The organism is Halobacillus sp. GSS1, from assembly GCF_017307035.1.
GTDB lineage: Bacteria > Bacillota > Bacilli > Bacillales > Halobacillaceae > Halobacillus > Halobacillus litoralis.
This window is the reverse complement of record NZ_JAFLHE010000001.1, coordinates 1033403-1057339: the sequence shown is the minus strand read 5'-3', so window position 1 is coordinate 1057339 and position 23937 is coordinate 1033403. Positions and strand designations below refer to the sequence as shown.

General features: G+C 42.4%; 26 protein-coding genes. All 26 read left to right on the top strand.

Annotated elements, in window-relative coordinates:
• Positions 1 to 98: 98 nt before the first annotated feature.
• The 26 genes from prmA to J0K78_RS05485 all read left to right on the top strand — a co-directional run bounded on the left by prmA (position 99) and on the right by J0K78_RS05485 (position 23860).
• Positions 99 to 1037 (top strand): 50S ribosomal protein L11 methyltransferase, encoded by a 939-nt coding sequence (gene prmA, locus J0K78_RS05610; RefSeq protein ID WP_206945753.1) that lies wholly within the window; start codon positions 99 to 101, stop codon positions 1035 to 1037.
• 4 nt (positions 1038 to 1041) lie between these two features.
• Positions 1042 to 1791: a 16S rRNA (uracil(1498)-N(3))-methyltransferase gene (locus J0K78_RS05605; RefSeq protein WP_206945752.1), complete on the top strand. Its 750-nt coding sequence runs from the start codon at positions 1042 to 1044 to the stop codon at positions 1789 to 1791.
• Between the two features lie 89 nt (positions 1792 to 1880).
• Positions 1881 to 2552, top strand: coding sequence for a deoxyribose-phosphate aldolase (gene deoC / locus J0K78_RS05600; RefSeq protein ID WP_206945751.1), 672 nt, complete (start codon positions 1881 to 1883; stop codon positions 2550 to 2552).
• 320 nt (positions 2553 to 2872) lie between these two features.
• The gene (locus J0K78_RS05595; protein ID WP_206945750.1) at positions 2873 to 3439 is read left to right on the top strand and encodes a flavin reductase family protein; all 567 of its coding nucleotides are present in this window, start codon (positions 2873 to 2875) and stop codon (positions 3437 to 3439) included.
• A 94-nt stretch (positions 3440 to 3533) separates the two neighbouring features.
• On the top strand, positions 3534 to 3707 hold the full coding sequence (gene rpsU / locus J0K78_RS05590) for a 30S ribosomal protein S21 (RefSeq protein WP_008638284.1): 174 nt from the start codon (positions 3534 to 3536) through the stop codon (positions 3705 to 3707).
• 20 nt (positions 3708 to 3727) lie between these two features.
• Complete coding sequence (locus tag J0K78_RS05585; protein ID WP_146812806.1) at positions 3728 to 4174, top strand: GatB/YqeY domain-containing protein; 447 nt, start codon at positions 3728 to 3730, stop codon at positions 4172 to 4174.
• Positions 4175 to 4332: 158 nt separating this feature from the next.
• Positions 4333 to 5691, top strand: coding sequence for an NfeD family protein (locus J0K78_RS05580; protein WP_206945749.1), 1359 nt, complete (start codon positions 4333 to 4335; stop codon positions 5689 to 5691).
• A gap of 14 nt (positions 5692 to 5705) precedes the next feature.
• Positions 5706 to 6674 carry a flotillin-like protein FloA gene (floA, locus tag J0K78_RS05575; protein WP_202412515.1) on the top strand — a complete coding sequence of 323 codons (969 nt, stop codon included), beginning with the start codon at positions 5706 to 5708 and terminating at the stop codon, positions 6672 to 6674.
• A 28-nt stretch (positions 6675 to 6702) separates the two neighbouring features.
• The gene (locus tag J0K78_RS05570; RefSeq protein ID WP_206945748.1) at positions 6703 to 7194 is read left to right on the top strand and encodes a hypothetical protein; all 492 of its coding nucleotides are present in this window, start codon (positions 6703 to 6705) and stop codon (positions 7192 to 7194) included.
• Between the two features lie 71 nt (positions 7195 to 7265).
• The gene (yqfC, locus tag J0K78_RS05565) at positions 7266 to 7559 is read left to right on the top strand and encodes a sporulation protein YqfC (RefSeq protein ID WP_160910986.1); all 294 of its coding nucleotides are present in this window, start codon (positions 7266 to 7268) and stop codon (positions 7557 to 7559) included.
• A 4-nt stretch (positions 7560 to 7563) separates the two neighbouring features.
• Positions 7564 to 8745, top strand: a complete 1182-nt coding sequence (yqfD, locus tag J0K78_RS05560) for a sporulation protein YqfD (RefSeq protein WP_206945747.1) — start codon at positions 7564 to 7566, stop codon at positions 8743 to 8745.
• 2 nt (positions 8746 to 8747) lie between these two features.
• Complete coding sequence (locus tag J0K78_RS05555) at positions 8748 to 9710, top strand: PhoH family protein (RefSeq protein WP_160915070.1); 963 nt, start codon at positions 8748 to 8750, stop codon at positions 9708 to 9710.
• A 64-nt stretch (positions 9711 to 9774) separates the two neighbouring features.
• Positions 9775 to 11892, top strand: coding sequence for an HD family phosphohydrolase (locus J0K78_RS05550; protein WP_206945746.1), 2118 nt, complete (start codon positions 9775 to 9777; stop codon positions 11890 to 11892).
• Between the two features lies 1 nt (position 11893).
• Positions 11894 to 12364 (top strand): rRNA maturation RNase YbeY, encoded by a 471-nt coding sequence (gene ybeY, locus J0K78_RS05545; RefSeq protein WP_206945745.1) that lies wholly within the window; start codon positions 11894 to 11896, stop codon positions 12362 to 12364.
• Positions 12339 to 12716 (top strand): diacylglycerol kinase family protein, encoded by a 378-nt coding sequence (locus J0K78_RS05540; protein ID WP_206945744.1) that lies wholly within the window; start codon positions 12339 to 12341, stop codon positions 12714 to 12716. Before ybeY ends, J0K78_RS05540 begins: the two co-directional genes overlap by 26 nt.
• Positions 12717 to 12793: 77 nt before the next feature.
• Positions 12794 to 13699 carry a GTPase Era gene (gene era / locus J0K78_RS05535; RefSeq protein WP_160915064.1) on the top strand — a complete coding sequence of 302 codons (906 nt, stop codon included), beginning with the start codon at positions 12794 to 12796 and terminating at the stop codon, positions 13697 to 13699.
• A gap of 52 nt (positions 13700 to 13751) precedes the next feature.
• On the top strand, positions 13752 to 13946 hold the full coding sequence (locus tag J0K78_RS05530; RefSeq protein WP_326314458.1) for a YqzL family protein: 195 nt from the start codon (positions 13752 to 13754) through the stop codon (positions 13944 to 13946).
• 18 nt (positions 13947 to 13964) lie between these two features.
• Positions 13965 to 14711 (top strand): DNA repair protein RecO, encoded by a 747-nt coding sequence (gene recO / locus J0K78_RS05525; protein WP_206945743.1) that lies wholly within the window; start codon positions 13965 to 13967, stop codon positions 14709 to 14711.
• A 287-nt stretch (positions 14712 to 14998) separates the two neighbouring features.
• Positions 14999 to 15886 (top strand): glycine--tRNA ligase subunit alpha, encoded by an 888-nt coding sequence (gene glyQ / locus J0K78_RS05520; RefSeq protein ID WP_160915060.1) that lies wholly within the window; start codon positions 14999 to 15001, stop codon positions 15884 to 15886.
• A complete protein-coding gene (gene glyS / locus J0K78_RS05515) occupies positions 15879 to 17963 on the top strand; it encodes a glycine--tRNA ligase subunit beta (protein ID WP_206945742.1) in 2085 nt (694 codons plus the stop codon). Before glyQ ends, glyS begins: the two co-directional genes overlap by 8 nt.
• Positions 17964 to 18045: 82 nt before the next feature.
• Positions 18046 to 18675, top strand: coding sequence for a transcriptional regulator CcpN (gene ccpN, locus J0K78_RS05510; RefSeq protein WP_160915056.1), 630 nt, complete (start codon positions 18046 to 18048; stop codon positions 18673 to 18675).
• A gap of 25 nt (positions 18676 to 18700) precedes the next feature.
• A complete protein-coding gene (locus tag J0K78_RS05505) occupies positions 18701 to 19513 on the top strand; it encodes a pyruvate, water dikinase regulatory protein (RefSeq protein ID WP_089654291.1) in 813 nt (270 codons plus the stop codon).
• A 255-nt stretch (positions 19514 to 19768) separates the two neighbouring features.
• Positions 19769 to 20230, top strand: coding sequence for a YaiI/YqxD family protein (locus tag J0K78_RS05500; protein WP_206945741.1), 462 nt, complete (start codon positions 19769 to 19771; stop codon positions 20228 to 20230).
• 37 nt (positions 20231 to 20267) lie between these two features.
• On the top strand, positions 20268 to 22079 hold the full coding sequence (gene dnaG / locus J0K78_RS05495; RefSeq protein WP_206945740.1) for a DNA primase: 1812 nt from the start codon (positions 20268 to 20270) through the stop codon (positions 22077 to 22079).
• 37 nt (positions 22080 to 22116) lie between these two features.
• The gene (gene rpoD, locus J0K78_RS05490) at positions 22117 to 23250 is read left to right on the top strand and encodes an RNA polymerase sigma factor RpoD (RefSeq protein ID WP_089654288.1); all 1134 of its coding nucleotides are present in this window, start codon (positions 22117 to 22119) and stop codon (positions 23248 to 23250) included.
• 79 nt (positions 23251 to 23329) lie between these two features.
• Entirely contained in the window at positions 23330 to 23860 is a 531-nt protein-coding gene (locus J0K78_RS05485) for a hypothetical protein (RefSeq protein ID WP_206945739.1), read from the top strand.
• Positions 23861 to 23937: the final 77 nt, after the last annotated feature.

Genomic DNA, 23937 nt, shown 5'->3' with positions numbered 1-23937 from the left:
ATGGAATTTCCCGTTCTTTCGTGCAGGCACTTTTTATTGAGCGTCTGGTTTACTATCCATAGATACTTAGAAAAAATAATGAAGAGGGTGGATCATCAATGAAATGGTCTGAAGTATGTGTCCATACGACAACAGAAGCGATTGAACCGGTTTCGAACATTCTACATGAGTCAGGAGCGAGTGGGGTTGTTATTGAAGACCCGTCGGATATGAATAGAAAGGAAACGAAACTGGGTGAAATTTACGAATTGAATCCGGACGATTATCCAGCAGAAGGGGTTTATGTAAAAGCCTACCTGCCTATGAACAGTTTTCTTGGGGAAACTGTCGACGGGATTAAAAAAACCGTATCAAACTTAACGGAGTTCGGAATAGATATTGGACATAATAATGTGACAATCAGCGAAATTCATGAAGAAGATTGGGCAACCGCCTGGAAAAAATATTATAAACCCGTCAAAATTTCAGAAAAGATTACCATTATCCCTACATGGGAAGATTATACGCCGGTATCCAGTGATGAAATCATTATTGAAATGGATCCTGGAATGGCTTTTGGTACAGGAACTCACCCGACGACAGTTCTTAGTATACAGGCCTTGGAGCGGTACTTAGAAAAAGGTGATAAGGTGCTGGATGTCGGCGCTGGATCTGGAATACTAAGTGTAGCTTCTGTCCTTTTAGGAGCTGAGCATGCTTATGCTTATGATTTAGATGACATAGCCGTTTCTAGTACAAGGAACAATGCCGCTTTAAATGGTGTGGAAGATAAAGTTACATCAAAACTCAATGACCTTCTTGAAGGCGTAGATTGGGAAGCGGATTTAATTGTGTCGAACATTCTGGCAGAGATTATCGTCAAATTTACAGATGATGCCTATCGTGTAGTTAAGCCTGGAGGATATTTCATAACTTGTGGAATTATTTCTGGGCGTAAGGAAATGGTCCGGGACCAATTAATCCAATCAGGGTTTGAAATTATTGAAACAAACAAAATGGAAGACTGGGTAAGCATCATCGCTAAAAAACCGGAGTGATTGTATGCAACGTTACTTTGTTGATCAAGAATGTTGGGATGAAGCCGCCTTTTATGTGAGCGGTGAAGATGCCCATCATATGGTGAGAGTGATGAGAATGAGAGAAGGGGACAACCTCGTTGCCATCCATCCAGAAAAGGGTGCCGCTTTAAGCGAAATTACGAATGTGGTAGAAGACGTTGTTTATTGTACTGTTGTTTCCTGGATGGAGGAAGACCGGGAGCTTCCTGTCCATGTGACAATCGTAGCGAGTCTTGGAAAAGGGGATAAGCTGGAACAAATTGTCCAAAAGGGGACAGAACTTGGTGCTTCTGCTTTTATTCCATATCAGGCTGATCGTTCCGTAGCTAAATGGGATCAGAAAAAAGCTGTCAAAAAGGTGGAGAGGTTGCAAAAGATATCCAAAGAAGCGAGTGAGCAGTCCGAACGAACCAGGGTTCCTGAGGTACAACCTGTTCATACTCTCCATCAGCTTTTGGAATTAAAAGGGCGCTATGACCATTGTTTATTCGGATATGCAGAAGAGGCGAGACAAGAAACGTCTCACTCTTTAAGTTCAGCCATCGAATCAGTGAAGCCTAAGGAAGCTGTTTTAGTGGTTTTCGGGCCAGAAGGTGGATTTTCTGAAACCGAAGTGGAAAAACTTTTACAAGAAGGGTTCAAGTCGATTCGGCTGGGTCCACGAATTTTACGAATGGAAACAGCGCCTCTTTATTTCTTATCGAGCCTCTCCTACAAATTGGAAGAAGATTAAAATGCGTAAGCGAATTCGCATTTTAATCGCTTTCATGCTAAGATAGAAGAGATGTACGAACAACTTAAATTTGAAAGGACGATCTACAAATGGAACAAAATCTAGGTAAAATGATTGATCATACACAGCTTAAACCCGATACACTGAAAGATAAAATCACACAAATATGTACAGAAGCAAAAGAACAAAATTTTGCTTCCGTATGTGTAAATCCTCACTGGGTTTCTTACTGTGCAGAGTTACTAGAAGGAACAGACGTGAAGGTTTGTACAGTGATTGGTTTCCCACTAGGAGCGACAACGAAAGAAACAAAAGCTTTCGAAACAAAACAAGCCATCGAAAAAGGCGCGACTGAAGTGGATATGGTGATCAATATCGGTGAATTGAAATCAGGAAACCAAGAACTAGTTCAACAGGACATTGAAGCAGTCGTACGTGAAGCGGAAGGAAAAGCTATTGTAAAAGTAATCATTGAGACTTCCCTTCTCACGGAAGAAGAAAAAGTTACAGCATGTAAACTTGCAAAAGCTGCAGGAGCAGATTTTGTTAAAACATCTACTGGTTTCTCCGGTGGAGGAGCAACGGTTGAAGATATCAGCCTGATGCGCAAAACTGTCGGCCCGGATATGGGTGTGAAAGCATCCGGTGGAGTGCGTGATTACGAAGGTGCAAAAGCAATGATCGAAGCTGGCGCTACCCGTATCGGTGCAAGCTCCGGAATCGCTATCGTAAACGGCGAACAAGGAACTTCTGATTATTAATAAAACGAAAGAAGCCATCTCCAAGAGGAGATGGCTTCTTTCATAAACATCCGTCTTTATTAAAGAATATGGCAGGGTTGTGGAAGACTCAAATTCGAGACTTGTGTTGAGTGGATGGGGCTGCGGGGAATAACTCGCTTTCCGCGGGAGGCTCACCGCCTGCCCCATGGAAAGCGAACCTTTTCCCGGAGCCCCTAGAACCACCCAATCGTCTCGAAACTGAGTCTTTCTTCAAAAATAGGGAGCTATAATGGAGGAGAGGGGAGTAGCGTTTGACTTTAGAGGTGATTTGAAAGATTGTATAGGGAAGGAGGGATGAGATGAAAAGGAAAGATCATGTCAAAATGCATAGTTATCCAGGAATGGTTGCCGTTGTGGGAGTTTTTCACGAAGGAAAGGTAAACTTTATGGCAGCCGGCTGGCACGCTTATCTATCTACGGCTCCACCAATGTATGGCGTAGCTATAGGGAGAGAAAGGCATACATATGATATGGTGAAAAAATCGAACCAATTTACGATTAACTTCCTCCCCTTTGATGATGCTGGCTTTATTCAATACAGCGGAACGGTTTCAGGTGCAGAGGTGGATAAAACCCTAACATACGATCAGCCTTGGAGAATGGAGGAGGATTTTCCCCTTCTTGAACGTGCTTATCTTGCCTACGAGTGTAGAGTTCATCAAATCGTTCCTACAGGAGACCATGACTGGATGATCGGTAACATCGAAGGCTGCCACTACAAAGAAGAAAAATTTCTTGAAAATGGCTTGCCGAACTTTGAAGATTTGAACATTCCGCTTTATCTCGGGCGTTCAAGTTATGTGAGTTTGAATGATGAGGTAGAGATCAAAGAAGTTAAAGACCCTTTATCTTTCAAAAAAAGTTGACCATATGAGATGCATATAATATAATTGTCAAAGGTATGGGGGGTTCCCATACAAGAGAAACAGTTTTGTTTGCTTCGGAGGGAGGGAAATTAGCATGTCAAAAACAACTCGCGTTCGTAAAAACGAGTCTCTTGAAGATGCTCTTCGTCGCTTTAAGCGTGATGTATCAAAAAGTGGTACATTAGCGGAATATCGTAAGCGTGAATATTACGATAAGCCTAGCGTACGCCGTAAGAAAAAGTCTGAGGCGGCTAGAAAGCGTAAGTAATTAAAGAGGGTGTTGAAGAGATGACAATTACAGACCGTCTCACCCAGGATATGAAAACAGCCATGAAAGCCCGTGATAAGGAAAGATTATCAACGATCCGCATGGTGAAAGCTTCTATGCAGAATGAAGCCATTAAACTGGGGAAAGACTCATTATCTGAAGAAGAAGAATTGACTGTTTTATCTCGTGAGGTAAAGCAGAGAAATGATTCCCTCCATGAATTCAAAGAAGCTGGACGTGAAGATCTTGTAGAAGGACTCGAACGTGAAATTGAGATTTTACAAGTATATATGCCGAAACAGCTGACAGATGAAGAACTCAAGCAAGTCGTTGATGAGACGATTCAGGAAGTAGGCGCTACTTCTAAGAGTGACATGGGTAAAGTCATGAGTGCCGTCATGCCTAAAGTCAAGGGCAAGGCCGACGGAACCAAGGTCAATAAGCTCGTTCTTCAGCAACTATCGTAAATATAAAGGCCTCTCTTAGTTAAGAGAGGCCTTTTTACATACACTAAACATCTCTTCAAGGGTTTTTAAAACGTCGTAAACTTTTTGAAACCAACCCTGCTTTTGATTCGTAAACGTATTATATGATGGGTAGGCTACCTGTAAAGGAGGTGAAATGGATGAAGCGATCTTTTCGTCTAGGTATTTGGGGCACACTCATCCTTTTAGGAAGCGTTTTATCATTTTTCCATCTTCAATCATCTGTTCAGGCAGACGGAGAAGGTCAGACGGTTTACGTCATTCCAGTAAAAGATACAGTTGAGCGTGGGATGGCTGCTTTCCTCACCCGAACGACAGAAGAAGCTCGTGAAAATGGTGTGGATCATATCATATTCGAAATCGATACGCCGGGAGGCCGTGTGGATGCGGCAGGCGACATCGGACAAATCTTTCAGGATTTGGATGTTCCAAATAGTGCATTTGTAACGAACAGGGCCTATTCGGCTGGTTCATACATTGCTTTAAACGCAGATGCCATCTACATGAAACAGACAGCAACCATGGGGGCTTCCGGGGTTATTAATTCTGATGGAACAGCTGCTGATAAAAAGGCTCAATCAGCCTGGATTTCAGCTATGGTAGCCGCGGCTGAGTCTACAGGGCGTGATCCTTTATATGCACGGGCTATGGCAGATCCATCCGTTGATTTAAAGGATTATGGAGCTCCTGAAGGAGAATTTTTAACATTGGGGGCAACGGATGCAGAAGAGGTAGGCTATGCTGAAGGGATTGTGGATGACCGTAATGAGCTTCTCAGTGTGCTTGGCTTGTCTGATGCAACTGTCATAGAGGAGAACCCTACTCTTTCCGAGAACATTGCCAGATTCCTGACAGATCCTGTTGTTATTCCGATCTTATTATCCATCGCAAGTATTGGTCTTGTAGTTGAATTGTATTCGCCGGGGTTTGGTATACCAGGAACAATGGGAGCGCTCTCGCTCGTCCTGTTTTTTTATGGTCATATTGTGGCTGGCCTGGCAGGATACGAAGCGATTATACTCCTTATTCTAGGGATTGGGTTAGTGATAGCTGAATTCTTTTTACCAGGAGGTATTGCAGGGGTAGCGGGGGTCGTTGCAATTGTATCCTCATTGATGCTTTCATCAGCGGATATGGGGCATATGGCCATGAGTATAGGCATTGCTCTTTTAGTAACGATTGTTGTATCCATTGTACTATTTAAATTCGTTGGTTTGGAAAGAGGATTCTTTCGTCATATCATTTTGAATGATTCCACTTCATCTGAACAAGGTTATGTATCTTCACAAAACCGTTTGGATTTAATCGGTATGGAAGGAGAAACGATTACGCCACTCCGTCCTTCCGGGACAGCAGATTTTGATGGTGAACGGTTGGATGTCGTGACTGAAGGTGGTTTCATTCCTGTGCATCAAGCAGTGAAAATTATTAAAACAGAAGGTTCACGTATTGTTGTGCGTGAGGTTAAAAAAGTAGAACAAGAGGAGGAAACAAAGTGACACTTGAACAATTAATGCCAATCATCATCATTGGTATCATAATTATTGTAGTAGCGGTGTTGTTTACATTCATTCCTGTCATGCTATGGATCAGTGCGTTAGCTGCAGGCGTGAAGATTAGTATTTTCACATTAGTAGGTATGCGGTTAAGAAGGGTTATTCCTTCCCGTGTCATCAATCCGCTAATTAAAGCTCATAAAGCAGGTGTGAATGTGAACACAAACCAGCTGGAGAGCCACTACCTGGCAGGCGGTAATGTTGACCGTGTAGTAAACGCTCTTATTGCAGCACAAAGAGCGAATATTGAGCTAAGTTTCGAGCGTTGTGCAGCCATTGACCTTGCTGGCCGTGATGTTTTGGAAGCTGTTCAAATGAGTGTAAATCCAAAAGTTATCGAAACGCCATTTATCGCAGGTGTGGCGATGGATGGGATTGAAGTAAAAGCAAAAGCTCGTATTACCGTAAGGGCAAATATTGACCGACTCGTCGGTGGTGCAGGCGAAGATACTGTCATTGCACGTGTTGGTGAAGGAATCGTATCCACAATCGGATCCAGTGAAAATCATAACAAAGTGTTGGAAAATCCAGATAGGATTTCCCAAAATGTATTAGGAAAAGGTTTAGATGCTGGAACGGCCTTCGAGATTCTTTCTATTGACATTGCCGATATTGACATCGGTAAGAACATTGGTGCGATCCTGCAAACAGACCAAGCAGAAGCTGATAAGAATATTGCACAGGCAAAAGCCGAAGAGCGTCGTGCTATGGCGATCGCTCAGGAACAAGAGATGCGTGCCCGTGTACAAGAAATGCAGGCGAAAGTGGTCGAAGCAGAAGCCCAAGTCCCTCAGGCGCTTGCTGAAGCGTTGCGCTCCGGTAAAATGGGTGTCATGGATTACATGAACTATCAGAACATCAATGCGGATACGGATATGAGGAACACTCTTGGGAAAATGTCCGATGAAGAGGAAGAAGATAAATAATCCTTGATTAATTTAAAGGAGAGTTTGTATGGGAGATTTGATTGAACTCATTTTCAGCAACTTCCTTATTCTTGCGGCTATTATAGGCGGGATAATCAGCTGGTTCAGCGGGATGACAAAAGAAAATGAGAATAAACAAAGACCTGAAAAGAAGACATCTCCAGTTCCCCCTGCTTACCCTAGTGGTCCTACAAAGAATTGGCAGGAAGCAGAAACCAAGGATCAATCAGGAGAAGATAGGTTAAGGGATTATTACGAGACCAAACAGAAGAAGCTTGCTGAAGCAGAGACATTTCGATCTGAAGAACATCAAAAAGAAGATGAGGAAATGTATGCTCATACGTCAGCGGAGTCAAGAAAAAAACAAAAGATATCTTCTGAGTTGAATTTAAATGGTCCACTAATAGAAAAAACAAGAAAGTGGGATAAAAAGCGGTTAGCTGAAGGGATTTTAATGTCTGAAGTACTCGGTCCACCCCGGGCTCGCAAGCCTCACAGCTCCCACCCACGAAAAAGATAAGCAGAACGCACGAATTGTAGTGATACAATTCGTGCGTTTTTCGTATAAATGAAAAGAGGGGAGGGCGTCACATGTCAAAATGGCAGCAGCAAATACGGACTTGGATCAGTCGTTACTTTGATTTACCATCTGATGTCATGTTGGATCTTCCTAGAATCACGACCATCGGGTCCATTCATGTGTACATAGAAAATCATACAGGCCTCCTTCATTTTTCTGATGAAGAAGTTAGAATTCAATACAAAAAAGGTCAAGTTCGCATTTTGGGAAAAGACCTTGGAGTGAAAATGATGCTGAAGGAAGAGCTATTACTGGAAGGTGAACTCAAGTCTGTAGAATTTTTGCCGGAATCCAAAGGGGGGTGAGACGATGAAGAACCAGCATGATTTCTTTCAGGGAATCATGACGGTACAAGTAGAGGGACCGTTGATCGAGCCATTTTTGCAAGCATGCACGAAACGTGGCTGTCATATTACAAATATGAGAAGACTGGATGATTCTCTGGTCATGTTAACGATTCGATTAAAGGACTGGAAAACCTTCAGACAATTGAGGAAGAAATACCGTTGTAAAATATCCATCAAGAGTGGGAAAGGTCTTCCGTTTCTTATCCAGCATATTGTTGGGAGGCTTTCGGTTCTTCTCGCCTTCATCGCAGCGGTAGTGATTATTTTCGTGCTCGCGAATACGTTGTGGTCCATTAAGGTGGACGGCCTTTCACCGGAACTTGAAGCAGATGTTGAAAGTAAGTTGAATAGTTATGGTGTCTCTCCTGGAAAACTAACGATAGGGATGAAGGATCCTATCGAAATACAACAGCAGTTATTAGAAGATATTCCGGATTTGTTATGGATCGGTGTGAAAAAGCAAGGGACGAGCTATCATTTGTATGGTGTGGAGAAAACGAGATACGATATAGAGAAGAATACTCGCCCTTCCAATCTTGTAGCAGCCAAAAAAGGAATGATCATTGAAACATTTATAAAAAAGGGTCGACCGATGGTGTCGGTTCATGATGTTGTACAAAAGGGACAAATTCTTGCTACGGGTCAGCTGGTGGAAGAGGAGGATCTGTTTATACACTCTGAAGGAGAAGTAATAGCAGAAACATGGTATCGCGTCGCTCAGAATCTCCCTATGAAACAAGTGCTTTCCTTAACGGATGGTTTCGTGGAAAGTGAATATCATTTGAAGATTGGGAAGTTCTCCATTCCTGTTTGGGGGTTCTGGCGTGGAGGGGAAGGAAACTTCAGGGAAGAATCTCATACATCAGACTGGAGTATCTTTGGGTTCCAAATCCCAGTGAACTTGAAAACGATCGATTACTTCTCCATTGACCGAAAAGCCTATGAATCATCTCGTGAAAATATCGAGAAAATAGGGATATCTTCAGCAAGGAGCAACCTTCAACAAGAACTCGATCCAGATGCGGAAATAAAGGATGAAAAAGTTTTGCACCTCAGTGAGGAGAATGGTAAAGTAAAATTAATCCTAATGTACAAAGTTTATGAAAATATTGCAGTTACCAAGTATGTAAGTCAAGGAGATTGAGTATGCCAGAAGATTTAAAAACAATGGACATTCAATTAGATAATACAACAGAAGCATTAGCTCTTTTTGGTACAGAAGACCGTAACCTCAAGCAAATTGAGGAGCAGCTGAAAGTTACGATCATTTCACGTGGCGAACAAGTGAGAGTATCCGGTCAAGCGGAACATGTTCAGCTTGTGGAGGAAATTCTCAACAGCGTTCTTGCAATTATTCGTAAAGGTTTAACTGTTACGGAACGAGATGTCGTATATGCTGTGGAACTTGCTAAAAAAGGGAAAATCAACCAATTCGAAGCATTGTTCGAAGATGAAATCACCAAAAACTCAAAAGGGAAATCAATTAGAGTTAAAACACTTGGTCAGAGAAATTACATCGCAGCCATTAAGAAGAATGACCTTGTCTTTGGTATTGGCCCTGCTGGTACAGGGAAGACCTACCTTGCTGTGATTATGGCCGTCAATGCTTTGAAAAATGGAGATGTGAAGAGGATCATTTTGACTCGTCCGGCAGTGGAAGCTGGAGAAAGTTTAGGTTTTCTTCCAGGTGATCTTAAAGAGAAAGTTGATCCTTATTTAAGGCCGCTTTATGATTCTTTGCACGATGTATTTGGCGCTGAACATACAGCACGATTGATCGATAGAGGAACGATTGAAATTGCTCCGCTTGCTTATATGAGAGGGCGGACATTGGATGATGCTTTCGCTATTTTGGATGAAGCTCAAAATACGACACCTGAACAAATGAAGATGTTTCTGACTCGTTTAGGATTCGGTTCAAAAATGATTATCACTGGAGATATCACACAAGTGGATCTTCCAAAAGGCGTGAAGTCCGGTTTGCGAGTCGCTGAGGAGCGGTTAGCTAAAGTGAAAGGGTCTGCCTTCATTCATTTGGATCAATCCGACGTTGTCAGGCACCCTCTTGTGCAGCGGATTATTGATGCATATGAGGAGGAAAGTAAGTAAGACCCAGTGATTGGGTCTTATTTAATGTTCTTATTTGGAATTATATGGGAAGGGGTGGGGTGATTTGAAGGAGCGATTCCTTCTACAGCTTCAAAAACTTAACCTGCATAAGTCGAAGTTGTTGCCTGCATTTTCAGGGCTCATTGTGGCTGTTTTCTTTTTCACACTCTCTATTCCAAATGTTTACACACAAACCTACGAGCTGGAGAAATACAGCACAGCACCCGAAACGATCCTTTCCCCCATTACGATAGAGAATAAGCAAAAAACAGAACAACAACTAAGAGCAGTTACTCAGGCGGTTGAGGATCAATATACGATTTCTGAAGATATTGCAGAAGAACGCCTTGGTATGGTAAATGAAATTTATGAAGTGGTAGAAGAAACAAAAAGTCAGGGGGAGAACCTGACTAAAGAGGAACAATTAATTGTGATTGAATCGCTTTTGTCAGATGAACTTTCTAAAGGTCTCCCTTCAGAAGCTTTTCTGCCGTTGCTGAGAGCAGAACAATCGTTGTTGAATGAAAGCCACCGATTGTTAGAAACCCTTCTACATAACTACTTTAATGAAGGGGTGCAAGGGACAGAAGTTAAAGAGCTGGAACGAAGGATGGAGCTGGAAATTCAATACTCAGAAACACCATCCTTTTTAAAACCAGTCCTTACGGATATAGGGACCTATGCTCTTGTCGAAAACGCTTTGTTCGATCATGAGAAAACAGAGGCAGCCATTAAAAAGGCTGTTGCCACTGTGGAGCCAGTCATGATTAGAGCAGGAGAAGTGATTGTGTCAGAGGGGTCTATGATAACAGGGGATCTCTATGATGATCTTTTATTGACCGGATTGCTCGATCAACAGCGCAATCTACTGCCATCTGTTGGACTGGCCATGTTTGCGCTCCTTTTAGGCGCTATTATGTACACAGAATTCCGGAGAGCTGTTAAAAAGGAAAACTGGACATTCCGTCCTATCTTCATTTCCACCTTTGTTTCCTTATTGATCATTACGCTTTTGAAAGTGTTCAGTTTGTTTGGATCAATGGAAAAACCTGTGTACTTTCTTGTCCCGGCTGTTACAGGAGTCATGATTGTAAGAATCCTCTGTTCTGAACGTTTTGCGATCGTACTGGCGGTAGTGTATTCTTTGATGGCCTGCTTGTTGTTCAACGGACAGTTAGCTGGAGCACTTCATGCAACCGCAGGAATGTATTTGTTGCTTTCTCAGTTGGCAGGGATTTATTTCCTTACTCATAGTAACGAAAGGTTGTCCATCGTTCGAGCAAGTGTGGGGGTTGCTTTTATCAATATATGTGCAATCCTGTTCTTTCTATTCATTTCTTTTGAAAAATACACCTGGTCGGAAGTGTTTTTGTATGGGGGGTATGGAATTGCCGGTGCCTTTCTTTCGGCAGTTCTGACGCTCGGTCTTCTTCCCTTTATAGAGACCGGTTTCGGTGTCCTTTCTGATCAAAAATTGCTGACTCTTGCCAGTCCCAACCACCCAATCTTACGTAAAATACTCACGGACGCTCCAGGTACGTATCATCACAGTGTCATGGTAGCCAATTTAAGCGAAGCGGCTTGTGAATCAATTGGGGCTCATGGTCTTCTTGCGCGTGTGGCATCCTATTATCATGACCTCGGAAAAACCGTCCAGCCTCGTAATTTTATAGAGAATCAAATGGGGATGAAAAACCCACATGATTTCATGGATCCTGAACAAAGTGCAGAAATAATCATCAATCATCCTTATGATGGTGCGAGAGTGCTGAAGAAGAATAAGTTTCCAGAAGAGATCATCGATATTGCTGAACAACACCATGGAACGACGCTTTTGAAGTATTTTTATTATCAGGCAAAGGAAATGAATCAGGATACAAATGAAGAAGATTACCGTTACCCAGGTCCTAAACCTCAAAGTAAGGAAGCGGCGATTGTGTGTATTTGCGATTCAGTGGAGGCAGCTGTTCGGTCATTGAATCATCCAACTGAAGAAAAACTAAAAAAAATCGTGGCGTCCATTGTAGAAGACCGCATGCTTGATGGTCAGTTGGATGACAGCAATCTGACGTTTAATGAGTTGAAGAGAATGGAAACAGCCATATGTGAAACGTTACAGGGTATTTTTCACTCGCGAATAGAATATCCGGTAACTAAACCATTAGTCAAGGAGGCAAAATAATATGATTACCATTGATTTTCAAGACGAAACCAATTCAGTAGATGAAGCTTTTGTTGATATGATTCAACGGATTATCCGTTTTGCAGGGGAAAAAGAAGAAGTTAAGGGGGATGCGGAAGTCTCTGTCAGCTTTGTGGATAACAATGAGATCCAGGAAATCAACCGCAATTATCGTCAAAAAGATGAACCTACAGATGTGATCTCCTTTGCGATGCAGGAGCTTGGTGAAGACGAAATGAATGTGTTGGATGAGAATATGCCGCTCATGCTTGGCGATATTATCATTTCCGTCGATAAGGCAAAAGAACAAGCGGAGGACTATAATCATTCTCTCGAACGTGAATTCGGCTTCCTGGCGCTGCATGGCTTCTTGCATTTGCTTGGTTATGATCACATGAATGAAGAAGATGAAAAGCAGATGTTCGGGAGACAAGAGGAAATTTTACATGAGTTCGGACTTCAAAGATCCTAATAAGAAGAAAAAAATCGGCTTTCGTTTCGCTTGGAATGGAATAAAGGAAGTGTGTAGCTCGGAGCGAAACTTCCGCATTCATCTGTTGGCTGCTATTTTAGTCATCACCGCTGCCTTTATGTTCGGTTTGTCAAAGGGGGAATGGGTGACCATCCTTCTCATCATATGCATGGTTTTAAGCCTTGAAATGGTCAATACAGCTATGGAAAGGCTGCTTGATTTTTACCATCCCGAACAAAACCCCATTATCGGTTCGATCAAAGATATTACGGCTGGGGCGGTTCTTGTAGCAAGTATTGGGGCGGTCATCATAGGAATGATCATTTTCCTGCCCAAGCTTTTCCTGATATGAGATTAGGAATGAACTAGAGAAGATGATATAGTAAGATAGAGCAGAACGAATGTGTGATATTTATTGGAGGAACATTTATGACAGAGAATTTCAAGTCGGGTTTCATCACGATCGTCGGCCGTCCGAATGTGGGCAAATCGACTTTCATGAATCGTGTGATCGGTGAAAAAATCGCCATCATGAGTGATAAACCCCAAACAACCAGAAACAAAATCCAGGGAGTCATGACAGATAAAGACTCACAGATCATTTTTATCGATACTCCTGGTATCCATAAACCCAAGCACAAACTTGGAGATTACATGGTCAACGTTGCAGAAAATACATTAAACGAAGTAGATGCTGTCCTTTTTATGATTAATGCAGAAGAAGGATACGGCCGAGGGGACCAATTTATTTTGGATCGTCTGCAACGTGTCGAGCAGCCTGTTTTTTTAATCATCAATAAAATTGACAGGGTCCACCCGGATGACCTGCTGCCATTGATTGACCAGTACAAAGAGAAGCTTGATTTTGAAGAAATCATTCCAATTTCAGCGCTTGAAGGCAACAACGTCAATCATTTACTGGACGTCCTGAAAAAACATCTGCCTGAAGGTCCGCAGTTCTACCCGGAAGACCAAATCACGGATCATCCGGAACGCTTTGTCATCAGTGAATTTATCAGAGAGAAAGTTTTACACTTAACTCGCGAGGAAATCCCTCACTCCATTGCTGTTGTCATTGAATCGATCGAGCCTCGGAATGAACACGATAAAGTACAGATTCAAGCGGCCATCATCGTTGAACGTAAGTCTCAAAAAGGCATCATTATCGGTAAGCAAGGCAGTATGCTGAAAGAGATCGGTAAGCGGGCTAGAAGAGACATCGAGTCTTTGCTGGGAAGCAAAGTCTATTTGGAACTCTGGGTCAAAGTGCAAAAAGACTGGAGAAACAAACAAATCCAACTCAGTGATTTCGGTTATCGCGAAGACGAATATTAAGGGTTGGAAAATATTAAGCCTTATGTTTTCGGTCAGGGGAAGCATTCTAGGAATGTACACTCGTTTAGCGATGATAAGAAAGGCGGTGTTTCTTGTGCGCGACAAGCTTTCATGGAACGTTTTCAGTCAAACAGGAAGTGTGGAAACATATTTATTGATGAAAGAATTGGAGTCTCAAGATCAGCAGTCTCAAGAACAGTTCGCTTCCCCTACTGAACCAATATCTACGGATGATCTTCATTCGTAAACGGAGCAGGTGAGCCATTTGATGGACAAGGTGGAAGGAGTCGTCATCCGGACGAATAATTACGGTGAAACACATAAAATCGTCACGATGATGACACGGGAAAAAGGTAAAATAGGTGTAATGGCTCGTGGGGCTAAAAAGCCAAAGAGCCGGATGTCCTCAATCACCCAACCATTCATCCACGGCACATTTTTAATTCAAACAGGGTCCGGCTTAGGATCAATGAGTCAAGGGGAGATGTTATCATCCCTGAGGTCTATTCGCGAGGATATTGTAAAAACGGCGTATGCGTCTTACATCGCAGAATTGACAGATAAACTCATTGAGGAAAAGCAGCCGGATCCTTTTCTTTATGAACAGTTGCTTCAAACGTTTCAATGGATGAATGAAGGAAAAGATCCAAACATCCTGACGTTGATATATGAATTAAAAATTTACAAAAAAGCGGGGTTTGCTCCGGTCGTCGATCACTGCATCCAGTGCGGAAGCCAGGAAGGTCCTTTTGCCTTTTCTATAATAGAGGGCGGCCTCTTATGCTTTCGTTGTAAACAGCGGGACCCACAGGCCTACGGTTTGCCGGATCCTTTACCAAAATTGCTGAGAGTCTTTTTACATATGGATGTGAAGCGGCTTGGTCAAATTACGATGAAAGAAGAGAATAAAAAATTATTGCGTCATATCATGGATGAATACTATGATCGATATGGTGGATATTTCATTAAATCAAAGAAATTTTTAAAACAGCTGGATTTGTTTTCAGACTGAGGTTTGACAATTTTGCTGAAATTAGAGTATGATTCTATTACTAAATAACGTGTTGCTGTGAAGGAGAGTAGTAACCGGTTTTTGCGTTTCCAAAAGCGAGCTTGTGACGGTGAGAGACAAGCGGAAGCCGACTGGTGAAGGCGTTCTGGAGCAATGATGAAAGTGGCTTCCTTATTTAGAGGAAGCAATTAGGGTGGAACCGCGGAGACCCCGTCCCTATGTCTGTATGCAGACGTAGGGACGGGGTCTCTTTTCTTTTGAAACACTCATTATCTAGGAGGAAACGTATGAATATTCAAGACATGATCTTAACTTTGCAAAATCATTGGTCAAAACAAGGCTGTCTTCTTATGCAAGCCTACGATACTGAAAAAGGGGCAGGAACGATGTCTCCTATGACGTTGTTACGAAGTCTCGGACCTGAGCCATGGAACGTTGCCTATGTCGAGCCGTCCCGCCGTCCTGCTGATGGTCGTTATGGCCAAAACCCGAACCGTTTATATCAACACCATCAGTTTCAGGTCATCATGAAACCTTCTCCTGATAACATCCAGGAATTATATTTAGAGTCACTGGAAGCTCTTGGGATTGATCCTAAGAAACACGACATTCGGTTTGTAGAAGATAACTGGGAAAACCCAACGCTAGGGGCCGCAGGTCTTGGTTGGGAAGTATGGCTTGATGGGATGGAAATCACGCAATTCACCTATTTCCAGCAAATCGGAGGTCTTGAAGCGAAGCCTGTCTCTGCAGAAATCACATACGGCCTTGAAAGACTGGCATCTTACATTCAGGATAAAGAAAATGTCTTTGAATTAGAATGGACCAATGGAGTGACAGTAGGAGATATTTTCACCCAGCCGGAATATGAACATTCCGTTTATACTTTCGAAGCTTCTGATGAGGATATGTTGTTCAACCTTTTCTCGACTTATGAAAAGGAAGCACAGCGAATTATGGAACAAGGCCTTGTTTTCCCAGCATATGACTATGTGTTGAAGTGTTCTCACACGTTTAATTTGCTTGATGCAAAAGGAGTCATTAGTGTAACGGAAAGAACTGGTTATATCTCCCGTGTGAGAAACCTGGCGCGGAAGATTGCTAAAACCTATGTAGAGGAAAGGGAGCGTCTCGGCTTCCCGATGCTGAAGAAGGAGGAGGGTTATCATGAGTAATACCGTATTATTTGAACTAGGTGTGGAAGAGCTTCCCGCTCGCTTTATCAATGATGCTTTAGATCAGCTGGAGGATAAAACAGCTCAATGGTTCAAGGATAACCGGATTCCTTATGGGGAAATCACCGGCTTTGCAACCCCAAGAAGATTGGCTGTGAAAATTACAAACGTTGAAGAAAAACAGCCTGATATAGAAGAAGAAGCAAAAGGTCCTGCCAGGAAAATCGCTCTTGATGATGAAGGGAACTGGACGAAAGCGGCCATTGGGTTTTCTAAGGGTCAAGGGAAAGATGTAGATGATATCTATTTTAAAGAAATTAAGGGCACAGAATATGTACACGTCAATAAGTTTATTGAAGGAGAACCAACCACAAACCTTCTCCAAAACTTCCGGGATGTCTTCCTATCCCTTACATTTCCGAAAAATATGAGATGGGGAAATCGCGACCTTCGTTATGCACGTCCAATCCGATGGATGATCGGTCTTTTCGGAGAAGAAGTCATACCTTTCACAATCGAAGGCGTAAATACTGGAAATACGACATACGGCCATCGCTTCTTAGGGTCCCAGACCACAGTAGCAGAAGCTGATGCTTATGAACAAACGTTGAAAGGCCAATATGTCATGGCATCCGTGGAGGAAAGAAAATCGGAGATTGTCAATCAGTTGAGGAAGCTTGAAAGTGAAAATGAGTGGAAGCTGATGATTGACGAGGATTTATTGAACGAAGTGACGCACTTAGTTGAGTATCCGACCGTTTTCAGTGGCACTTTCTCAGACGAATTCCTTGAGATCCCTGAAGAAGCCTTAGTTACATCGATGAAGGAGCATCAGCGGTATTTTCCGGTACGTTCTTTGAACGGACAGTTGAAACCTCATTTCGTCGGTGTTCGTAATGGGGATGACCAGCACATAGAGACAGTTGCAAGAGGTAACGAAAAAGTTTTGAAAGCACGCCTTAAGGATGCTCAGTTCTTCTATGAAGAAGACCAAAGGGGAAGCATTGATGAAAAAATGCAGAAGCTTTCTCGCATGGTCTATCAGGAGGAGCTTGGAACGTTAGCAGATAAAGTACAACGGATTGTAGCCATTACTGGAAAACTCGGTGAATGGATCGGCCTAGAAGAAGCTCAACTGCAAAAAGCGAAACGGGCAGCCGAAATTTGTAAGTTCGACCTTGTAACTCAGATGGTTGATGAATTCACAGAATTGCAAGGAACGATGGGGGAAAAGTATGCTCGTATCTTCGGTGAGGATGAAGAGGTGGCCGTGGCTATCAATGAGCATTACATGCCTCGTCAAGCCAATGGAGCCGTACCTGCATCCACCATCGGTTCTCTTGTAAGTATTGCAGATAAGCTCGATACGATTGTAGGTAGTATCTCCATCGGCATCATTCCGACAGGTTCACAGGACCCTTACGGATTGAGACGCCAGGCTTTAGGGATTCTGCAAACCTTAACGGCTCATGGATGGTCCATTCCAGTTGAACAATTGATTGATCTCGTGCATCAATTTTATTATGAATTGGAACTCCCAACTCGTGATGAAAAAGAAGTCCATAAAGACTTGCACGAATTTTTCCGCGTACGTGCGTCTTACTTAATGAGAGAAGAAGGGGTCGCTCCAGATGTTGTGGAAGCTGTGTTGGCTAGAGGCATCGGTGTCTATCCTATAACAAAAGCAAAAGCCGTCCTTTTAGTAGAAAAACGTCAGGAACCTTCTTTCAAATCCGTTCATGAAGCACTCGGCCGTGTGTTGAATTTAGCCAAAAAGGCAGACGCTGCGGATGTTGATCCTTCACTGTTTGAGAATGAACAAGAGCGACAATTGCATGATGCTTATCAACACATACAGGAAGACTATCGACAAGCATTACGAAAGAATCAATTGGATTTGGCTCTGGACCAGTTATCCAAGCTTGCTAGTCCCATTCATACGTTCTTTGATGCAACGATGGTCATGGCGGAAGACGAGAGCATACGCCGGAACCGCTTAGGTTTATTAAAACAAATTTCTGACGATGTCTATGCGTTCGCCGACTTGAATGCCGTTGAATGGAAACAACAGTTCTAATCAGCTTTCTTTTACCGATAATTAAAAATGAGCTATAATTAAGTAATAGTATGTCACAGTTAGTGATCGGGGTGAAGAAAGATTGGAACTATCGAACAGGCAAGAACAAATCATTCAAATTGTGAAAGATAACGGGCCAATTACAGGTGAGAATATAGCGGATCAGTTGAACTTGACACGGGCTACGCTGCGTCCGGACTTAGCTATTTTGACAATGGCAGGTTTCTTGGACGCCCGCCCGCGGGTGGGTTACTTCTTCACGGGCAAAACAGGGTCTGAACTCTTTACTGAAAAACTGAAGAAGTTCAAAGTGGATGAATATCAATCCCGTCCGATCGTTGTCGAAGAAGATGTATCGGTTTACGATGCCATCTGTGCCATGTTTTTAGAAGATGTAGGGACTCTGTTTGTGACGGATCAACATTCCATACTAACTGGGGTGTTATCAAGGAAAGATCTGCTCAGAGCGAGTATCGGCAATCAGGACTTAACGTCCGTTCCTGTCCATATCATTATGACAAGAATGCCAAATATAACGGTTTGCGAACCTGAAGATTTGTTATTGGATGCCGCCCAGAAGTTGATTGAAAAACAAATTGATGGTCTTCCAGTCGTCCAACCTGTTGACGAAGGATTGAAAGTAGTGGGCCGACTGACGAAAACAAATATAACGAAAGCACTTGTGGAGTTGGCCAGGGACCAACACTTGTGATTTCAGTGGGGAGGAGGGATCGTTTATGGAAAAGCCTTTAATATATGTTTTATCAGATTCAGTTGGTGAGACCGCAGAACTGGTCGTAAAAGCTTGTCTCAGTCAGTTTGATGATGGACCCTTTGATTTGCAGCGAATCCCTTATGTGGAAGATAAAGGGACGATTAACGAAGCGGTCCAGCAAGCCAAAGAACATAAAGCAATGATCGGTTTTACGTTAGTAATTCCAGAGTTCAGACAGCACCTGAAACAAGAAGCTGAAAAGCACGGCATTCAGTGTGTCGATATTATGGGACCAATGATGGAGGTTATGGAAAACCACCTGCAAATTAAACCTCGCCTTGAACCGGGGCTTGTTCATAAATTGGACGAAGATTACTTTAAGAGAGTAGAGGCCATTGAATTTGCTGTTCGGTACGATGACGGTCGTGACCCACGGGGCATATCCAAAGCCGATATCGTACTGATTGGTGTTTCTAGAACATCCAAGACTCCATTGTCTCAGTATTTGGCTCACAAACGCCTGAAGGTAGCGAATGTGCCGATTGTACCGGAAGTACAGCCACCATCTGAATTATTCCGCGTCGACCCCGATAAATGCATAGGTTTGAGTATCAGTGCAGAGAAACTAAATGATATAAGAAAAGAAAGATTAAAGTCATTAGGACTTGGAGATCAGGCAAGCTATGCGAATATGACACGTATTCAGCAGGAAATCGATCATTTCAATCGGATTGTGGAGCGGATTGGTTGTCCAGTAATTGATGTTTCAAACAAAGCCGTTGAAGAGACAGCGAATGTTATTATGAACAAATTACGTCAGAATGCCCAGGAATAGTACAAATAGCGGAAGTCGCGCTTTGATTAAGCGCGACTTTTGTTGGGAAGAATGAAATTAGGTACAATTAGACATAGCGTAAACGATAGGAATGTATTATAATATCTATTTGTGGTAAAAATCCTTATAATGAAGGGATGTCCATTCCTAAGAAATTTTTCTGACCATGCGCTATTAAAGGCACATACTTGTCAGAAAAATAAAACATTCACTTTTAAGGAGGATTCTACCGCTTATTGTAGAAATATTGATACTATGCCAAATTTAAATGTTCATATTTATGTCGATGCAGATAGCTGTCCAGTACAAGAAGAAATCATCGATGTTTGTATGCAGTACGATCTACATCCTTATTTCATAGCGACCGTTAATCATTATAGCCAAGAGAAGGCAGAGGCTGGATGGAGGTTCATGGATGATGGATCGCAATCTGTCGATTTGTATATCCTCAATCAAGTGGAAAAAGGTGATGTCGTCATTACCCAGGATCTTTCTCTGGCTGTATTATTGACTTCTAAAGGGGTTTATGTACTTACTCCAAGAGGTAAACTGGTTAGAGAAAATGATGCAGATAACATCATGAACCAAAAGTTCATACGGCAGCAAACCATGAAGCAGAGGAAGAAATGGAAGGGTCCATCGGCATTTACAGCAGAGGATCGCAAAACTTTTCGATCTGTTTTCCAAAAATTGTTGTCAGAACATGAAGGAATTTAAGCTTTGAACGAGAATAATTGAGTAGTATGGTGATCTTATGGCTGGACATATTCCAGAAGAAAAAGTCGATGAAATTAGAAGATCAACGGATATTGTAGAAGTGATCGGCAATTACGTCGATTTGAAGAAACAAGGCAGGAATCATTTCGGCCTTTGTCCTTTCCATGGGGAAAACACTCCTTCCTTTTCCGTTTCTCAAGATAAGCAGATCTTTCATTGCTTTGGTTGTGGAAAGGGAGGGAATGTCTATACCTTCCTGATGGAGATTGAAGGATTTAGTTTTATCCAGGCTCTAAAACAACTGGCTGAGCAGACAGGTACTGATCTTCCTGATCAATTATCTGAAGAAGCTCCGTCAGAAAAGAGCCAGGAATCTCAGGCGATGCTTGAAGCCCATCAATGGTTGACTAAATTATACCACCATTTGTTAAAGAATTCCAAGGATGGTCGGGAAGCGTATCAGTATTTAATCGACCGTGGTTTTACCGATGAAACGATCCAGAAATATCAAATAGGATATTCACCGGATTCCAGAGACTTTGTTGTAACTTTCCTTGAAAAGAAAGGGTATCATCCACAATCGATGGTCAAGGCAGGATTGCTCAGTACAAATGATCATGGTGAATATGCGGACAGGTTCCGTGGAAGAGTGATTTTCCCACTAAGGAATCACTTAGGAAAAACCGTGGCTTTTGCAGGAAGGTCTCTTGGACAGCAGGAACCTAAATATCTAAACAGTCCGGAGACGGAACTTTTCCACAAAGGGCGTCTGCTTTATAACTTCGACCTTGCCCGCTCCGCCATCCGAAAGGAAAAAACGGTGATCCTGTTCGAAGGTTTCGGAGATGTCATCTCTGCTGATCAGGCGGGTGTTCACCATGCCGTAGGAACAATGGGTACATCGTTATCAAATATCCAGGCGAACCTTTTGAAGAAATACGCAGAGCAGATCATCATTTGCTATGATGGGGACCGCGCTGGAATTGAAGCAGCTGTTAAAGCAGCGAAGCTCTTAAAAAGCGTGGGCTGTCAAACGTACGTTGCTCGTGTCCCTGATGAACTCGATCCAGATGATTTCATTCAAAAGTATGGAGGGGACCGATTTAAACGTGAAATTATCGATACGAGTGATACGTATATTTCCTTTATGATGAATTACTTGCGTAGAGATTATAATCTACAAGTAGAAGGAGATCGCATCACTTATATCGAAAAGGTATTACAAGAGATTGCAGGGCTTGACCGTGCTGTCGAACGAGAGCATTACCTGAATGAGATCGCTACAGAATTTCAGCTCTCCGTAGAGACTCTAAAAGAAGAAGTTCAGCGTATTCGATCGCAAAGCGGTGTCAAGGATAAGGAGCCTAAGAACCGATATACTAATGATACAAGGCAGCCAACGGTTCAAAAAAAACTTTTACCCGCTTTTCATAATGCAGAAAGAAAACTGATTGCGTATATGTTGAGAGATCCATATATCGCTGATAAAGTTCAAGAGGAAATCGGAGGAGCTTTCAATATTGAAGACCATCAGGTCATTGTCACCCATCTTTATGCATATTATGAAGACGGCAATGAATCGGATATCAGTCAGTTCGTCGAGATGATTGAAGATGCTTCCATTAAAAATTTGGCGATCGAGCTTGCAATGGCCCCTGTCAGCGAAGAAGTTTCTGATCAGGAAATCCATGATTACATCTCAAGGATTCGATCAGAACAGTGGGATCGAACGGATATTAGAAACCTTGAATCTGAGTTGAAAAAGGCTGAACAGCAAAATGAGCCGATCCGGGCAGCAGAAATTGCGATGGAAATCATCAAACGCAGAAAAGAGTTAAAACACCACTAGGTAGAGTTTGTATAGATTGTTGGAAGGAGGGGGACTTATGGCAGATAAGCAACAGCAGCCATCACGTTCTAAAGAAAATGAGAACCAAACAGAATTGACACTTGAGCAAGCGAAAGAGCAAGTGGTAGAGTTAGGAAAAAAACGAGGGATCCTCGCATATGAAGAGGTAGCAGAAAAACTATCGAGCTTCGAGCTGGATTCTGATCAAATGGATGAATTCTATGAGCACCTGAATGAGCAGGGTGTAGAAGTGATTGGGGATTCGGAATCAGATCCAAGTATGAAGCAATTGAATAAAGAGGAAGAGTTCGACCTTAATGATCTGAGTGTACCACCTGGGGTTAAAATCAATGACCCTGTACGTATGTACCTTAAAGAAATCGGTCGTGTGAACCTGCTATCTGCCAAAGATGAAATCAGCCTTGCTCAACGTATTGAGAATGGTGATGAAGAAGCGAAGCGTGACTTGGCAGAAGCTAACCTTCGACTTGTTGTAAGTATCGCTAAAAGATATGTAGGCCGTGGGATGCTATTCCTTGATCTGATTCAAGAAGGGAACATGGGCCTGATCAAAGCGGTAGAAAAGTTCGATTATCGTAAAGGTTACAAATTCAGTACCTATGCCACATGGTGGATTCGACAGGCAATTACAAGAGCGATTGCCGACCAGGCTCGTACGATCCGTATTCCTGTCCACATGGTGGAGACGATTAACAAACTGATTCGAGTACAGCGCCAACTTCTTCAAGATCTTGGGCGTGAACCAACGCCGGAAGAGATTGCGCAGGATATGGACCTTACTCCAGATAAAGTGCGTGAAATTCTAAAGATTGCACAAGAGCCTGTATCCTTAGAAACACCGATCGGGGAGGAAGATGATTCTCACCTAGGTGACTTCATTGAAGACCAGGAAGCGACATCTCCTTCGGATCATGCTGCTTATGAACTGTTAAAAGAACAACTTGAGGATGTTCTTGATACTTTGACAGATCGAGAAGAAAATGTACTCAGACTTCGATTCGGTTTAGACGATGGCCGTACAAGAACACTTGAAGAAGTAGGAAAAGTGTTTGGGGTTACTCGTGAGAGAATCCGTCAAATCGAAGCGAAGGCTTTGCGTAAACTCCGCCACCCAAGCCGGAGCAAACGCTTGAAGGACTTCATGGAATAAAGATTCTTTCCGACTCAGGGGTCCTTTCGCAAATGGATGCGGGAGGACTCCTGAGTTATCTTTTCTTTTGGAGGCTGCTATGAAGCATGAAAGGACACAAACTATTGTTGATGAAATCAGGTACTGGAAACAAAATCGTCTGCTTCCAGATAAATATTGCAATTTTTTGTTAGCGCTTTATACTCAGGGTGAAAATCAAGAAAATAAAGAAAGCTCGGGGGCACTAAACCTAGGCTTTTACATGTTCGTAGCAGGGAGTGCTTTATTGTTACCCCTTTCATTTCTTGTCATTTATTTTACTGAAATGGGAATCATAATGCAAACAGTGGTTTTGTCGAGTTTTGTAATGGGAGTATGGATTAACGTTCGTTGGTTACAATATAAAAAGCCGGACTGGCTTTTTATTCCGCTACTCAATGGCGCTCTAATTCTGCTGCTGATGACTGTCCATCTTAATCAACAAATCATAGGTTCTTTGTTTTCCTTTTACATAACTCTCTCTCTACATTTAATTTTGTGGGTTTTTCTTGGTTGGTTATGGAAAGTGAAAACGCTTTTCTATTCAGGTATCATGGGCTTTATTTTTTTAATAATTTACATTGTTTCATAAGTTTTCACATCAAATCTCTTTAATAAGTAACGGTTTTCAAGTAAAATAAATATAGTCGAATAGACACGAAAATTCTA